Genomic DNA, 16,156 nt, shown 5'->3' with positions numbered 1-16,156 from the left:
CAGCATTAACATTGGTTCAATATATCAACAAATTCATATTTGACAGACCAATCAATAATATCAAAATTCAAATAAACTAATTTCACCCAACGGGTTAATATTATTATTGAAGAAGAAAAAAATCGGTCAGACAGCTTATTGTTAAATATTCTTCCTGAAGAAACCGCTCAAGAGCTAAAGCTAAATGGTAAAGTACTCGCTAAAAAGTTTGAATCTGTCTCTGTTTTATTTACCGATTTTGAGAAGTTTACACAATATGCAGAAAAACTACCGCCAGAAAAACTAGTAGAAAGCGTGGATTACTATTTTTCAAAATTTGATTTGATTATGGAAAAATATGACCTTGAAAAAATCAAAACTGTAGGTGATTGTTACATGTGTGCGGGAGGTTTACCTTTTCCAACAAATGACCATGCTTTTAAAATGGTACTAGCAGCCTTTGAAATAGCCTCCTTTGTGAGCGATTCAAAAAATAACAATCCTTTAAATCATACCCGTTTTGACATTCGGATTGGAATCAATTCCGGACCGGTGGTAGCTGGAGTAGTTGGCACTAAGAAATTTGCCTATGACATTTGGGGCGATACGGTAAACATTGCTTCTAGGATGGAATCTAATTCAGAGCCAGGAAAAATTAATATTTCCGAAAACACCTATGAACTGATTAAGGATATTTATGATTGTGATTATAGAGGTGAAATAGAAGTAAAAAATAGAGGTATAATGAAAATGTATTTTGTAAACAATCTTAAAACATAAAGCCATATTAATTGTCTCCGTAAGAAATCCTAATATTGACTTTCTGAGTAGAATTTGTAAAACTAAGTAGACGATTAAGCTATATCAACGCGGAAGGAGAGGAATTCCTACCCAATGCATAACAAGCATTATTGCAACTGTTATTCCGAAACTACACAAACAAAGAATTCGCCAATATGTAGATCTTCCATACCCATATTTCCAAACTTTTTCGCCAGTTTCTTTTCTGTTCCTTTCCAAAGTAAATTTCGATAGAATATAAGTTGAAGCAGCAAAAATTAATATTGCAATTATCCAAAATTTCATCATAAACGATTCTTTTGTTACAGTTATAAATTTACGAGTTTTTTTCTTAAAATAACCAACATATAACTCTTTCAAAAGTTGTGAATAACTTTACGATGCTTTACATAGAAGTAGCCGTTAGTGGCTAGTATTCTCTATTTGAATAGATTTCCAATTCTTGTAAAAATATTTTTTTTCTTAGTTTTGACAATTATAACTTCCCCCATTAATGCATCACTTAAAATCATTTCTATTTTTAGGTTGTTTTTTGTTTTAAAAACTTCTACTTCTTTAGAATCCATTCCTATATAACTAAAGACAAGAACAACTTTATCTTCAAAATCTTCAATTGGAATTTTGATTTTAAAGTCTCCATCAAAATTTGATTGTACAAAATTTTTTGTTCCTTTTTGAATAATATTGACTCCTGGAATAGGGTAGGCGTTCTCATTATTATTTCTAGGCTTTTCCATTATTTTGCCGTAAAAATCTATAAACTCATCTGAGCTTTTTTGTTTCAGTTCATCCACTGATTTATTTTCAATAATTTCTGTTTTTGACTTTTCATTTTGTGAATAAACAGCTGTAGATAAAAACAAAGATGAAAAACCAAGTAGTAATCCAATTCGATGAAAACGATTTGTTTCTAATGGGCTTATTTCTTTATCAATTTGATTTAGTGAAAACCTTCCACAAATTTTTTTTCTTTCCTTTAAACTTTTCAAAAGTTGATTATCAGAATAATATTGGTAATTAATTACTTCTTTTTTACAATTCGAACAAAACATACCTCTTTCTGTTGGAGTCATTTTACTCCAATTTTCATTACAAGGTTTAGGGATTTTAATTGTATATTTCATCAATCTTAAAGGTTTATTCTGCGTAATACTTGGCACTATCAGATAGGGCTTCATTGTTCGGCTTTCAGCCGCAAAGAAACCCTAGCTTTTTGGTGGCTGGCTGTTTCAACGTTTCAATTTTCCATTTGCTTATTTTCCTCTGTTCAATCTTCTTTTTGATAGTTTTTTCCAGATACTATCGGCTAATTCAATTTCATAATCTGAAAGTCCATAATTTTCTTTCAGTATTTTTTGGTTTGTTATTTTTAATATTTCAGAAATGTCTTTTTTCTCTCTTATCATTTTATCAATAATAGGAAGTAAATTTGAGTTGTTTTCATTGTAAGGCAGTAAAATTCTTTCAACTTCATTTGGCATTAATTCTAAAACACCTCCACCGTGACTTCTTCCACAAATTTCTGAAAACGCTAATGATAGTGAATTATAATAACTGGCTGTCAAAGCGGTTAAATCAATGTTCGGTTTTACTGTAACACGATGCATTGTATCTGTTGTGAATGCTTTAGCTTCGTTGATAATCAATTTTGGATACCTATTGTTTCTGCGAATAAAGAGAGCTTCAGAGATTCGTTGTGATGGCACAATTTGCCATTCATCTCTTATTCTACATTTATAACCTTCATTAATTTTTTCTTCTTCTCCAAAAGCTATGTAATCTCTAGCTCCAATAGAGCCATTCAACTCTGCCATTTTTGGAAAGGACAGAAAATGTGTTCTAGCTTCTTTATCTCGATTTTTATTCCAATCTTCGGTGGTAAATATTGCACTTGGAACTTGCACGCTTCTTCCAACTAATGGTTTTGCATACTTTTCTAGATTATAAAATTGTATTATTGAAAGAGGAACTGTGAAAAATGGATTTGAACCAGTTGTAATTCCTACTTCTACTTTGGCATACTTTCCTAATTGATTGAATTTTTTGTCAGACTGAAGTCTTTCTAGAAAATCAATCTCTTCTTGCTCAAGAAAGTAAAAAGTCCATTTATTTGATTTGAAATCAATTTTCTTTTTAGGGCTTTTTAATTTAGAGACATCTAATTTTTTAAGTTCTCCTGCGTCTCTTAATTCTAAATGTTCTATTAAATGAGAATTAGAATTATTTTTTTCGCAAAGCAACAAAACTACTTCTTGTTGAATATTTGGAAATACAAGTTTTTCAAAAGAAACAATATTTATTTTGTTGTAAAAATGAGATAAAAACTCTCTCAACGGTTGAGCGTAAGAAACTTGAAGGATTTCAGCTGGCAGAACGAAACCAATTTTACCTTCTTCTTTTAAAAGGAGAGAAGAACCAACAACGAATGAAACCCAAGCGTTAGTTAATTTCGAATATTTTAAACTTGCTTTATTAAAAATATCTGAAGCATATTGTTGTTGTTCCTTGTTGAAATATTGATATCTAATGTAAGGTGGATTTCCAATAATTAAATCAAATCTTCTCTCTGTATTAATACAATATTTATGAAAATCTTCATTAATTACAGACGATTTATTTAACGCAATAGCTTCTGATTTTTCTGCTTCAACTTCATCAAATTCAATTGCAGTAACAGAATTGTATTCGTAGTTTCCTTTTTGTATTTCTTTTAAAAAAACACCATCTCCACAACTTGGCTCTAGAATATCTAATTCTTTATTCCCATTAAATGCCCATTTTAAAATAAATGATGCAATTGGTTCAGGTGTGTAAAAGCCACCTCTTAATTTTTCGCTTGTTGCTTCTTTTATTAATTGCATTATTTGTTGGCTTTATTTTTAATATAATAATTAATTTTTTCTTCTGCTACTTGCAAGACTTCGCTAGCTAATTCTTCATCTAAAATTGAATAGGCAACAGTGTCACTTAAATGAGCAACTATAAGTAATTTCTCTTCAATCCCGAATAAATTTGAAATATCCTTAATGAATTGTTTCGATGGATTTCGATTATTTTTTTCAATTTTACCAAGCATTGAAGTATCAATTTGCAAATGCTTGGCAACTTCTCGTAATGTTAGATGATTTTCAATGCGTAAATCTCTAATTGTTTCTCCGAATGATTTTTCTAATTGCATAAAATTTTGGACAGATTTAGTCCAAAATTAGTTTAATTTTTTGAACTATGAAAATATTTATTCGATAATTAAGGTAAATGCATCTGCAACAGTTACATCTTTATAAAGTGTTGCTGTTTTTCCAATTAACTCATCTTGAGCTATTAGATTTTTGGTTTCTCCCCAACTTAACTGTGTCATTGAATTTTTTTGTTTGTAAGAAGCAGTATCAGTTTTAGGATTATGTGTTATTGTAATAGGAAATATTCCATAATCTGTTCCATTAATCACAAATCTTATTTGTGCAATTGCTCTTTCTAAATGTGTTTTTCCAGCAGTTGTATCAAATTTCCAACCAAGAGTATGAAATACAATATCTCTAAAATGATGTCTTTGGTCTATATCTTTTAATGTTCCTTTTTTAAAAAGCATTGAACCAGTTGGATTTGTGTTTGCTCCTTTTGGAATATTTAAATCTCTTTCAGTTAAAGACTCACTTTGCCATAAAATTTGATTGTTTTCAATATTTTCGAATTCAAAGTGATTATCGATTTCAAGTTCAGTAATTAATTTTGAAACTGTTTTATTTGATTTGTACCTACCTTTAAAGTTTGAAGGGATTTTAACTGTTGGTCTTTTTGGAATTTCCAAATCATTTCCTTCTTGAGGTGCTCTGTTTGAAGTATCTTTTTTGTGTTTTTCTTGCCAAACTTTTGTTGTTGGGACAATTCCCTCAAGAACGAATTTATTTATAATTTCAGGTGAAATTTTAAATAAATTTTGGTCTGAAAAATCAAATAATGTACTGTAATAATCTTTGACTTCTTTTAATAATTTTATTCCATCAACATTATCATTTTTAAATTCAACCATTAAAGAACTTTCAATGTTTCCAAAAAATCCTCTTGCTGTTAAATTAGATGAGCCAACTATTAATGTTGTGTCATTTTCGCCTTCAAATAAATATATTTTTGGATGAAAAATTGGTGACTCTTTTTGATAAAATATGTAACTGTTTATTCCTAGTTCATTAATTTCTATTAATGCTTTCTTTGAAGTCCCTTCTTGGTCAACCCCGACAATTAAGTTCAAAGTTTTATAAAATTCGGCTCCACTAGCAATACATTCAGAAAGTCCTACAACACCAGCTTCACTCGCGAATGCAGAAATACCAGTAAAAGAGTTGAATTTATTTTCTTTGAATAATTTGATTATTGTATTACCAACAGATTTTTTTGATTCGGACTCGAAACCTTGCCCTAAAAATGTGATTTTCATTAATGTATTTTATTAAGTTTTTCAAATATTAACTTCATAGATACATCAAGACCTTTTGATAATTTTTCAATATTTTCGAGAGTAATGTTTTTTTCTCCTCTTTCAATCATTCCAATATATGTTCGATGAAGATTGGATTGAAATCCTAATTCTTCTTGAGAAAGTTTTTTTTCATTTCGAAGTTCTCTAATAATTTTACCGAAATTTTGGGATAATTCTGTGTTCATTGAGTATACTATAGTTAGCACAAAGTAGTCCTATACTTTTTCTTATACTACATACTAAAGTTAGCATTTTACTGTTGTATAATTTTAGCTATTTGGGGTTTTATAGCTCTGAAATTTGGTGTTTAAAAAATAAAAGTTCTAAATTACGTGAGTTTTTTTCAGCTTGCCACCAACTTGTATAAATGCGCTACAAAATAGCGCTTAAACCTCTGATTTTGGGTGGATAGGCGCTACTGTGTAGCGTATTACTTTCAAAGATACAATTTAAATATTATCTTACAAATCATCAAGATAGCTTTTAAATTATCTCCACAAAAAAAGCGCTCCTTTTCAGGAACGCTTTTATATAGTAAATCAAAAAATTATTTTTTATCCATCCATTTTCTGGCATTGATAAAAGCCTCGTGCCAAGGCGAAACTTCATCGTTTCTATCTTTTGGATAATGTGCCCAGTTCCATTGAAAAGTAGAACGCTCAATATGTGGCATCATTACCAAGTGACGACCCGTTTTATCACACAACATTGCTGTGTTATAATCAGAGCCATTTGGATTAGCAGGATAACTATCGTAGCCGTATTTCCCAACAATATTATAGTTTTCTTCACCCATTGGTAAGTTGAATTTCCCTTCACCATGCGAAACCCAAACTCCAAGTGTACTTCCTGCTAATGATGAAAGCATCACTGAATTGTTTTCCTGTACCGTAACCGATGTAAAAATGCTTTCGTGTTTATGGCTGTCGTTGTGTAACATTTTTCCGTGTACTTCATGCTCCGGATTGATTACTTCCAATTCCATAAACAATTGACAACCATTACAAATTCCAACAGATAACGTATCTTCTCTTTTGAAGAAATTGTCTAGAGCGGTTTTTGCTTTTTCATTGTATAAAAATGCTCCAGCCCAACCTTTGGCAGAACCTAAAACATCTGAATTAGAGAATCCACCAACAGCACCAATAAACTGAATGTCTTCTAATGTTTCACGACCCGAAATCAAATCGGTCATGTGAACATCTTTTACATCAAAACCGGCTAAGTACATCGCATTTGCCATTTCACGCTCCGAGTTACTTCCTTTTTCACGGATAATAGCTGCTTTAGGTCTCTCGACTGCGCTCGAAGTGACAGGTAATTTTCCTGTAAAATGTGAAGGAAAAGTATAGTGTAACGCTTGGTTTTTATAATTGTCAAAACGTGCTTGAGCTGTTCCGTTTTTCGATTGTTTTTGGTCTAATAAAAACGAAGTTTTGTACCAAACATCTCTATATTTAGCAATGTCTAATTTACAAGGACCAAAGTCTAAAGTCGCTTCATTTGTAGCCGTTCCTAATTTATAGAAAGAAACATTATTAGTACTTAATTTAGATTCCACTTCAGCATCTGATTTTGCTTGGAAAACAATTCCGATATTTTCAGCAAAAAGGTATTTGATAATGTCTTTTTCTTCGAATCCCGAGAAGTCTATTTTAGCTCCCAAATTCACATCGGCAAAACACATTTCTAATAAAGTTGTAATCAAACCACCACTTCCTATATCGTGTCCTGCAAGGATATTGTTTTCTAAAATTAATTCCTGAATGGTATTAAAGGCTCTTTTGAAAAAGGCAGTGTCTTTAATCGTTGGCACTTCTTTTCCAATAGTATTCAGCGTTTGTGCAAACGAAGAACCACCTAATTTGAAATCATCTTGTGACAAATTGATGTAATAAATAGAACCACCGTCTCTTTGTAAAACAGGCTCTACTACTTTTCTAATGTCGGTGCAATTTCCACCTGCTGAAATAATTACCGTTCCCGGTGCGATTACTTCATCATTTGGATATTTTTGTTTCATCGAAAGGGAGTCTTTTCCTGTTGGAATATTGATTCCCAATTCGATTGCAAAATCCGAACAAGCTTGAACTGCTGCGTACAAACGAGCGTCTTCTCCATCGTTTTTACAAGCCCACATCCAGTTTGCCGAAAGTGAAATCCCTTTTAATCCATCTTTTATTGGAGCCCAAATAATATTTGATAAAGATTCAGCAATAGCCGTTCTTGTTCCGCTCACCGGATCAATTAATGAAGCAATAGGCGAGTGCCCAATCGAGGTTGCTATTCCTTCTATACCTTGATAATCTAAAGCCATTACACCACAGTTATTCAAAGGCAATTGTAATGGGCCAGCGCATTGTTGCTTAGCCACTTTACCACCTACACAACGGTCAACTTTATTAGTTAACCAATCTTTACAAGCTACTGCTTCCAGTTGAAGTACTTGCTCTAAGTAGGTCGAAATGTTTTTCTTGTCGTATACTAAATCAGTATAGTTTCTTTCGATTGTTTTGTCTGTAATAACCACTTTTGGAGAACTTCCAAAAAAGTCTTCTAATGCAAAATCCATTGGTTTAGCACCTGTTGATTTAGATTCGAAAGTAAAACGGTGATCTCCGGTTACATCTCCCACTTGATACATTGGAGAACGCTCACGGTCGGCAATTTTCTGCAATAAATCAATGTTTTCTTTGGCGATAACTAATCCCATTCGTTCTTGAGATTCGTTACCAATTATTTCTTTTGCCGAAAGGGTAGGGTCACCCACAGGCAATTTGTCTAAATCAATTAATCCACCGGTTTCTTCCACTAATTCCGAAAGACAGTTTAAATGTCCTCCAGCTCCGTGATCGTGAATCGAAACAATTGGATTGCTATCACTTTCTACTAAACCACGAATGGCATTAGCAGCACGTTTTTGCATTTCCGGGTTCGAACGTTGAATTGCGTTCAATTCAATTCCTGAACTAAAAGCTCCTGTATCTGCTGAAGAAACTGCAGCTCCACCCATTCCAATTCTATAATTTTCCCCACCAAGGATAACTATTTTATCACCTGTTTGTGGTTTTTTCTTAATCGCTTGATCTAATTTTCCGTATCCAATTCCACCCGCTTGCATAATCACTTTGTCGAAACCAAGTTTGCGAGCGTCTTCTTCGTGTTCAAAAGTTAGGATAGAACCTGTAATTAATGGTTGCCCAAATTTATTTCCAAAATCAGAAGCTCCGTTGGATGCTTTGATCAAAATATCCATTGGGGTTTGATACAACCATTTTCTTTCGGCCATACCGTTTTCCCACGGTCTGCTACTCTGAGCGGAGTCTAATGATTCTTCTAAACGAGAGTATGAAGTCATGTAAACTGCCGTTCCAGCCATTGGCAAAGAACCTTGTCCACCTGCTAAACGATCACGGATTTCTCCACCAGAACCCGTTGCAGCTCCGTTAAAAGGCTCTACAGTTGTTGGGAAATTGTGTGTTTCTGCTTTTAATGAAATAACCGAATCAAATTCTTTTACTTCATAAAAATCAGGTTTATCAGCACTTTTTGGAGCAAATTGTTGTACCCGTGGCCCTTTTACAAAAGCAACGTTATCTTTGTATGCCGAAACGATATCGTTCGGGTTTTCTTGAGATGTTTTCTTGATTAATTTGAATAAAGAAGATTCTTTTTCTTCTCCGTCAATGATAAATTTCCCATTGAAAATCTTGTGACGACAGTGTTCTGAATTAGCTTGTGAGAAACCAAAAATCTCAGAATCTGTTAGTTTTCGTCCTAATTTAATCGCTAGATTATCTAAATATTCCACTTCATCAGGACTTAAAGACAATCCTTCTTTTACATTGTAAGCAGCAATATCATCGATGTCCAAAATAGATTCTGGAAGTACATTGATAGTAAAAATATCTTGATTTAACTCAGTGTATTTTTGCGAAAGCATCGGGTCAAAATCAGAAAAATCAGTGGTTACTCTCTGAAATTCTTCGATTCTAATGATGCCAGATATTCCCATATTTTGGGTGATTTCCACTGCATTGGTACTCCACGGTGTTACCATTGTGGCGCGAGGACCAACAAAAAAATCCGTCAGTACGGATTTTTCTATTTTATTTGAATCGGCAAAAAGCCAGTTAAGTTTTGAAATGTCTTGAGCCGACATTTCGACTTCGCTCAATGCATTTTGCGTTTGTACGGCAAAAACAGTTTTGCTTTGGTTTTCAAAGAAATGGATCATTGTTATGTAGTTTGTTGTATTGCGGTGCAAATTTAATCAATTTAGATTACAATTTTAGCATAAATAAAGTTCCTTTTTACTTGTAATTACAATCCTGTAATTTTTCTAATGAGGCAATCATTTAATAACTGCTTCGGAGATTAACTTTTTTAGAAGCAAGTAGGGAAAGATTGAAAAAAAGTTAATTCTCTTTAAGGTAATTTAATGAAAATTCTTGTTTTAAAATTTTAAAATTTTTAGAGCGGCAAAAGAATGAAATTAAAAACTTAATAGTGCTTCATTTTTAGTGCAAGAGGTCCCTAGGTATCAAAGCATTTTTAGGTTAAGATGCTTTATTTAATTATTTTTGCTACTGATAGGATACAATTCAGGATTATAGCTACTACTCAAAGATAGTTTTCTCGTAATTTTTTAAAATCATTAATAGATAAATATGGCTTTGCAATCAATTTTTAAAAATATGAATTGGAAAAAAATCTTGGGATTGTTTTTAGGAATACCAATCTTACTTTTTGGTAGTATCACGGCAGTAATTGCATATAAAAAAGACGCCATAGTCCAAGATTTAATTAGTAAAGCCAATCAAGACTTTAAAGGCAAAATAGCCTTGTCAGGAACTAAAATTTCACCTTTTGAAAACTTTCCATACATATCTATTGATATACAGGATTTTCAGGTTTTTGAAACAAAAAATTTTGGTGAAAAACCGGTTCTAAATTTAAAGGATATATACGTAGGATTTGATTTATGGACCATTATTCAAGGTACGTATGATGTTAAAACTATAAAATTAGCAAATGGAAAAATTGACATCAAACAGTATTTAGATAACACTTTTAATATTGTAAAAGCTTTTGAACCAACTAAAAAAGTTGATGACCTAGAAGAAGAATTTCATTTTGATTTGCAAAAAGTAAAAATTAAGAATGTTACTGTTGTAAAAACAAATTTAGCAGATTCGTTAGTTGTTCAAACCTTTTTTGATAATGCTGAAACGCAATTTAAAAAAGACGAAACCTACATAAAAATGGGTTTAAATGCGGCGCTTGTTTTAAATATCATGAAAAACGAAGACACTACATTTGTAAAAAATAAACATTTTGAAGTAAGTACCGAGTTATCTTTTCATAAAAAAACACATTTATTACTTTTTGAACCCTCGACGGTGCAACTTGAAAACGGACTTTTTGGTGCCAAAGGCAGCATTGATGTAGATGATGATTTTAACATGAATCTTGAATTCTCGGGTAAGAAACCTAATTTTGATTTGTTAATTGCGTTTGCTCCAGAAGACTTGATTCCCTCCTTGAAAAAATACGATAATCAAGGCGAAATTTTCTTTTTAGCAACTGTAAAAGGGAAATCAGCTAATGGTAATCTTCCAGCTGTTGAAGCTAAATTTGGTTGTAAAAATGGTTTTTTTGACAATACAGTTACCGATAAAAAACTTGACGAAATGGCATTCAACGCGTATTTTACAAATGGTGCAAAAAGGAATCTAGAAACTAGTGCTTTTTATCTCAATGATTTTTCGGCTAAGCCCGAAGCGGGTCGTTTTAAAGGAAATTTAAAAGTAGTTAACTTTATCTCACCTGAAATTGATTTAAAATTAGATTCAGATTTTGATTTACAATTTTTATCGAAATTTTTTAATCTGAATGATTTGTCCAATTTAACAGGGAATGTGAAACTCAGCATGAAGTTTCATGATATCATTGATCTAGCGCATCCAGAACGAAGTTTGGAGAAACTAAATCAAGCTTATTTTTCAGAATTATTAGTGACCAATTTGAATTTTAAATCAGATAGTTACCATTTGCCTGTAAAGAATTTGAACTTGAAAGCAACTATGGATGGAAATGATTTTAAAATGGAGTACTGCCGTTTACAACTCGGGAAATCAGATTTAGAGTGGAACGGAAAAATTAATAGTGTTCCAGCAATTATTCATCAAACTGCTGGCGAAGTGGTTTCAGAAGTTCATATCAAATCAAAATTATTAGATTTTAAAGAGCTTACTGCTAATGATACCATCAAAAAGAAACCTTTTGATGAAAAAATTAGAAATTTAAAAGTAGACCTTGCTTTTAAAGGTGCGGCAAATACCTTCTTAAAATCAAAATCATTGCCAATAGGGAATTATCGCATTCAAGATTTTTATGGCAAATTAGAGCAGTATCCGCATGCTTTCCACGATTTTGACGGCAGTCTAAAAATAACAGAAAGCGAAATCATTGTTTCCAAATTTGATGGGCAAATAGATGCAACCGATTTTAACTTTGAGGGTAAGATTAAAAACTACAATTTATGGCTTGCAGACAAAAAAATGGGAGATACCCAAATGGAATTTGATTTAACATCAAATGAAATACATTTTAAAGATTTGTTTACATATAAGGGTGAAAATTTTGTACCACAAGAGTACAGAAATGAAGATATCAAACAATTAAAATTACACGGCAGGGTAGCACTACATTATAAAGACTCGTTACAATCAACTGATTTTTATCTCGATGAATTTAAAGGAAAAATGAAAATACATCCTGTTAATTTCGAACATTTTAAAGGCAACGTTCATGCCGAAAACGATGTTTTGACATTGAATGCAATCTCTGGAAAAATAGGTAAAAGTAATTTTCTAGTAAGCGGAAAGTATCATTTGAAGAAAAATGAGTTTTATAAAAAGCAAGGTGATTTTTTAAATTTTCAATCTTCTTATTTAGATTTTGATGAACTGTTGCGTTACCAAGAATCGCCAACCAATGCAGAGAAAAAAGTTGATCATGACAGTGGTTTTAATTTGTTTGAACTTCCATTTAGAAATATAAAAGTTAATGCAAGCATCAATTATTTAAATTACCATAAATATGTGGTAAAATCGTTGCAGGCGCTTATGCGAATGAAAGAAAATCACACTGTAGTTTTTGATAATTTACAATTTAATGCTGCGGGTGGAACAGTGAGTAGCAAAGGATATTTAAACGGTTCAGACCCTAAAAACATCTATATAAATCCTAGTTTAAACATTCAAAAAGTAAACTTAGATGAGGTATTATTTAAGTTTGATAACTTTGGACAAGACAAAATGGTTTCAGAGAATGTACATGGACTTTTTACGGGTAAAATTACAGGTAAAATAGCATTGCACACCGATTTAACACCTATAATTGATGAATCTACCATAACGATGGATGTTGCCATTGATAACGGCAGATTGGACAATTTTGGTCCGATGCAGGCTATGGCAAGTTTTTTTAAAGACAAAAATCTAACAAAAATCCTCTTTGATAAACTTGAAAATCGCTTACAGTTACAAAACGGAAAATTAATTTTGCCTAATATGTTGGTTAATTCATCTCTGGGTTTTATTGAATTATCAGGAAGTCAAGACATGAATATGAACATGGAATATTATTTACGTATTCCACTAAAAATGGTTACTGGCGTTGCATTTCAAAAGCTTTTTGGAAGAAAAAAAGAAGCTGTAGATGTAAATCAGGAGGATGAAATTATTTATAAAGATCCCAATAAAAAAGTAAATTATCTTAACTTAAAAATATCAGGAACACCTGAGAATTTCAAAATATCGGTGGAGAAAAACAAAGATTTAAAACTAGGGAAAGGTGTAGCCCACTTGCTAGGTTATGTAAAACCAGATTTTAGTGAAGATACCATAACAAGAACCGTAAAACAAGACAGTCAGCAAGATAATTAAATATCAAATACAACAGTTAGATTTGTGAGGTACTTTACTGAAATTAAAATATAGTGCAGCCTCATTTATTAGTTATAAGTTAGCACTAACACTACTGTAGTTTGTAGTAAAACAATAGTGGTTAAATCCATTAGAATCACTTGTAAATAATTACCTAAGACATAAAAAAAGCGGCAATAGCCGCTTTTTTTATTATTGAATAATGAGTTTTTTTACAATCTCATCAGAGCCAATTTGTAATCTTACTAGATAAGTTCCCGGCATGCTGTTGGGAATCGTAATTTCAGATTGTGTGGTGTTTTCCAAACTGTATATTTTCTGCCCAATGATAGAATAAATTTCGATAGAATACATTTTATTCGAATTATTGATGGAGAAAGTTCCATTAGATGGATTTGGATAGATGGCAATATCATTAATATCTAAAGAAATACTAGTTTTTGATTCTTTTTCAACCATACGACTTCCTAAATTGTTACAAGTGTCTGATGCGAATGTATCCCATTGGGTTGTTTTGTTGAAAGTAGTTGTAGGAGATGTAACGGTAGCTTTTCTTCGTAAGGTTTGGTCTGCTGCAAAATTTGCCGTTCCACCGTTAAAAGTTCCAATGATGTCAATCAAGATTCCGTTTTTGAATAAACCTACAGCATCATTTCCGTTGAAAGTCATTTCAGTAGCTGATGTAGAAATGTTTGCAGAACTTATTGGATAGCAACTGGACGCCATTGCACTATTTACAATAGTGAATTTACTTCCGTTATTCAACGTTCCTGAAAGTGATAATCCTGCGCTCCATGCACCGGAACCGTTTGTTTGTTTTTTGATGCTATAAATCGACAAGTTGATTGCTGCGCCAGTTGCATTTGAAATTTCTAATGCTTTATTGTTTGATGAACCTTCAATATATTCTGAAAATAGCAAATCGGTTGCAGTGGAACCACCGGTAGTTGTTGTAACATTTACAACATTGCTTGATGCAGAAATGTTTCCTGCTGCATCTTTAGCTTTAACAGAAAAAGAATAAGTTGTAGAGGCAGTTAATCCGGTAACATTGTACGTTGTAGTTGAAACAGTTCCTAATAAAGTAGTTCCTCTGTACACGTTGTATCCTGTAACCCCAACATTGTCAGTAGAAGCCGTCCAAGATAAAGTAGTTGCAGTTTGGGTTGTTCCTGATGATGCCAAAGCTGTAGGTGCTGTTGGGGCAGTTGTATCAGTAGTTCTAGCAACTATGTTTACAGTATAATCTTCTACTTGGCCATACGGAATCGCTTCGCAAGAAGTTGGAATTCCATTGTATTTCATAGAAACTCTCATTCTCGTAGTTCCTAATGCAGCTGAAACAGGTATCGTGATAGTTCCTGATACCGGAGTAGTTTTTGAAGCAGTTTTTGACCAAACTAATTCTCCTGCATCGGTAAATAATCCATTTTTGTTATAATCAATCCAAACGGCATATCCTTCGCTGAAAGTAGCACCTGACCATGAAGGTGTGATGGTAATTGTATTTGCAGTTCCAGCAGTTACATTTGTAGTTATTGCAGTAAAATTTTCATAACCTGCAGTTCCGGAAGAGGTATTGTTTATAGTGCCAAAAACCACTTTTCCTATTTTTTCATCTGCTGTGCTTTTTCCTTGAGAAGCACAATACGTAATTGATGTTCCAGCTGCAGTTGTAGCGTTTACGATGTTACTTGAAGCCGAAGAATTTCCTGCGGCATCTTTAGCAACAATATAAAAAGAATAAGCTGTAGAGGCTGTTAGTCCAGTAATTGTAGTATTTGTTCCTGTTACTGTTGTTTTTAGGACGCTATTCATGTATACATTATACCCAGTCACTCCAATATTGTCAGTCGAAGCCGTCCAGCTTAATGAAACGGAGTTTGAAGTCGTGCCACTTGCTAATAAATTTGTTGGTGTAGTCGGTGATTGTGTATCAGCTGTTGGGTTCCAAATTGCTTGTACATACTCCGGATGGTCAATGTATGGATTCCTGTTGTTTTGATAATTATAAATAGCATTGTTACGTGCGATTTCTCTAGCGCTAACTGGATCTTGATTGTGCCAAGTGATCAATAAGTTTAAAAAAGCATTGGTAAAAACTTGATTACTAGTTCCATTAAACATAGCATAAGGGTATCCAGCAACAGTGTTTTCGTAACGTGTGGCGAAATAAAAATACATTCTTGCAATGTCACCTTTGAATTCGTTGATAGGTTCAAAAGTTGTTCCAGTATATCCAGTAGTTCCACTGGATCCAAGTTTACTGCCGTTTAAAGAGGTCCAAGATGGAGTTGCTACATTTCCATGGGGAAAACTAGAACGTTGTCCGTTTACTTTTCCATCGGTTGGTGTTATAAAATGCGCATCGGATACCATTGGCGCCGCAGAATTGAAAGTAGATTGTGGAATAATATGTTCTCTATTGTAACAGTCACCCTCTACACTGTAAGTTCCACATCTTTGTGTTGTTCCCGCGGAGTAATTGTAGGGATCTGTTGCGGTAGGATTTTCAGAATACATGTCTAAAATTGTTGCGTCATTTTCAAAGTAATAATCCCTATCTGATGTTTGATATATCGTATATAAACCAGCATATCCGTTATCAGTGTGGCCTTTGATAATATTGTGTAATTGTGTTTTTAATGTGTAGCCAGTTCCAGTTGCAGTCGAGTAATAGGCACTTGGTATTTGGGCTATACCAACGGTCATAAACATTAGTAAAAGTAAAGAGTAGATTTTTTTCATAATTTAAAGTTGTTTTGGTTATGGGGGTTAGTTTCTGGATTTAAATACATGATTTTCAAATCTTAAAAACAGAAGACGCGCAAAATTATAACTTTTATTATGGTTTGTGTTAAGAAACTATGAAGTTTATTATGATTTTTTTAACATAATTATTAACATAACTATTGGGTGTAATTAATAAAAATTTCAATTAATATCA

General features: G+C 32.7%; 8 protein-coding genes and 1 pseudogene. 2 read left to right on the top strand and 7 right to left on the bottom strand.

Going from position 1 to position 16,156, the window contains the following annotated elements; genetic code table 11:
- Window positions 1-96 precede the first annotated feature (96 nt).
- Window positions 97-759 (top strand): annotated as a pseudogene (locus DFR66_RS13290) (adenylate/guanylate cyclase domain-containing protein); the annotation flags it as partial.
- Window positions 760-1,199: 440 nt separating this feature from the next.
- Here DFR66_RS13290 and DFR66_RS13280 read toward each other — a convergent pair.
- The 6 genes from DFR66_RS13280 to purL form a co-directional block, all read right to left on the bottom strand.
- A complete protein-coding gene (locus DFR66_RS13280) occupies window positions 1,200-1,904 on the bottom strand; it encodes a carboxypeptidase-like regulatory domain-containing protein (protein ID WP_158634654.1) in 705 nt (234 codons plus the stop codon).
- 129 nt (window positions 1,905-2,033) lie between these two features.
- Window positions 2,034-3,641 (bottom strand): Eco57I restriction-modification methylase domain-containing protein, encoded by a 1,608-nt coding sequence (locus DFR66_RS13275; protein WP_114755314.1) that lies wholly within the window; start codon window positions 3,639-3,641, stop codon window positions 2,034-2,036.
- The gene (locus tag DFR66_RS13270) at window positions 3,641-3,958 is read right to left on the bottom strand and encodes a helix-turn-helix domain-containing protein (RefSeq protein WP_114755313.1); all 318 of its coding nucleotides are present in this window, start codon (window positions 3,956-3,958) and stop codon (window positions 3,641-3,643) included. The genes DFR66_RS13275 and DFR66_RS13270 overlap by 1 nt, the downstream gene beginning before the upstream one ends.
- Window positions 3,959-4,015: 57 nt before the next feature.
- Entirely contained in the window at window positions 4,016-5,215 is a 1,200-nt protein-coding gene (locus tag DFR66_RS13265; RefSeq protein WP_114755312.1) for a phospholipase D family protein, read from the bottom strand.
- Entirely contained in the window at window positions 5,215-5,442 is a 228-nt protein-coding gene (locus tag DFR66_RS13260) for a helix-turn-helix domain-containing protein (RefSeq protein ID WP_114755311.1), read from the bottom strand. The genes DFR66_RS13265 and DFR66_RS13260 overlap by 1 nt, the downstream gene beginning before the upstream one ends.
- Before the next feature lie 362 nt (window positions 5,443-5,804).
- Window positions 5,805-9,494: a phosphoribosylformylglycinamidine synthase gene (gene purL / locus DFR66_RS13255; RefSeq protein ID WP_114755310.1), complete on the bottom strand. Its 3,690-nt coding sequence runs from the start codon at window positions 9,492-9,494 to the stop codon at window positions 5,805-5,807.
- 460 nt (window positions 9,495-9,954) lie between these two features.
- Between purL and DFR66_RS13250 the strand changes: the two genes are divergently transcribed.
- Entirely contained in the window at window positions 9,955-13,209 is a 3,255-nt protein-coding gene (locus DFR66_RS13250; protein WP_158634653.1) for an AsmA family protein, read from the top strand.
- Between the two features lie 192 nt (window positions 13,210-13,401).
- Here DFR66_RS13250 and DFR66_RS13245 read toward each other — a convergent pair whose 3' ends face one another.
- On the bottom strand, window positions 13,402-15,957 hold the full coding sequence (locus tag DFR66_RS13245; protein ID WP_114755308.1) for an endonuclease: 2,556 nt from the start codon (window positions 15,955-15,957) through the stop codon (window positions 13,402-13,404).
- Between the last annotated feature and the right edge of the window lie 199 nt (window positions 15,958-16,156).

Origin of the sequence: Flavobacterium glaciei (genome assembly GCF_003350545.1) — a bacterium.
Classification (GTDB): Bacteria; Bacteroidota; Bacteroidia; order Flavobacteriales; family Flavobacteriaceae; genus Flavobacterium; species Flavobacterium glaciei.
This window is presented reverse-complemented; position numbering and strand designations above follow the sequence as displayed.

What these genes read in the sequence shown, in the direction of transcription:
- DFR66_RS13280 (WP_158634654.1), bottom strand. Translation starts at nt 1,904, where the DNA reads ATGAAATATACAATTAAAATCCCTAAACCTTGTAATGAAAATTGGAGT.
- DFR66_RS13275 (WP_114755314.1), bottom strand. Translation starts at nt 3,641, where the DNA reads ATGCAATTAATAAAAGAAGCAACAAGCGAAAAATTAAGAGGTGGCTTT.
- DFR66_RS13270 (WP_114755313.1), bottom strand. Translation starts at nt 3,958, where the DNA reads ATGCAATTAGAAAAATCATTCGGAGAAACAATTAGAGATTTACGCATT.
- DFR66_RS13265 (WP_114755312.1), bottom strand. Translation starts at nt 5,215, where the DNA reads ATGAAAATCACATTTTTAGGGCAAGGTTTCGAGTCCGAATCAAAAAAA.
- DFR66_RS13260 (WP_114755311.1), bottom strand. Translation starts at nt 5,442, where the DNA reads ATGAACACAGAATTATCCCAAAATTTCGGTAAAATTATTAGAGAACTT.
- purL (WP_114755310.1), bottom strand. Translation starts at nt 9,494, where the DNA reads ATGATCCATTTCTTTGAAAACCAAAGCAAAACTGTTTTTGCCGTACAA.
- DFR66_RS13250 (WP_158634653.1), top strand. Translation starts at nt 9,955, where the DNA reads ATGAATTGGAAAAAAATCTTGGGATTGTTTTTAGGAATACCAATCTTA.
- DFR66_RS13245 (WP_114755308.1), bottom strand. Translation starts at nt 15,957, where the DNA reads ATGAAAAAAATCTACTCTTTACTTTTACTAATGTTTATGACCGTTGGT.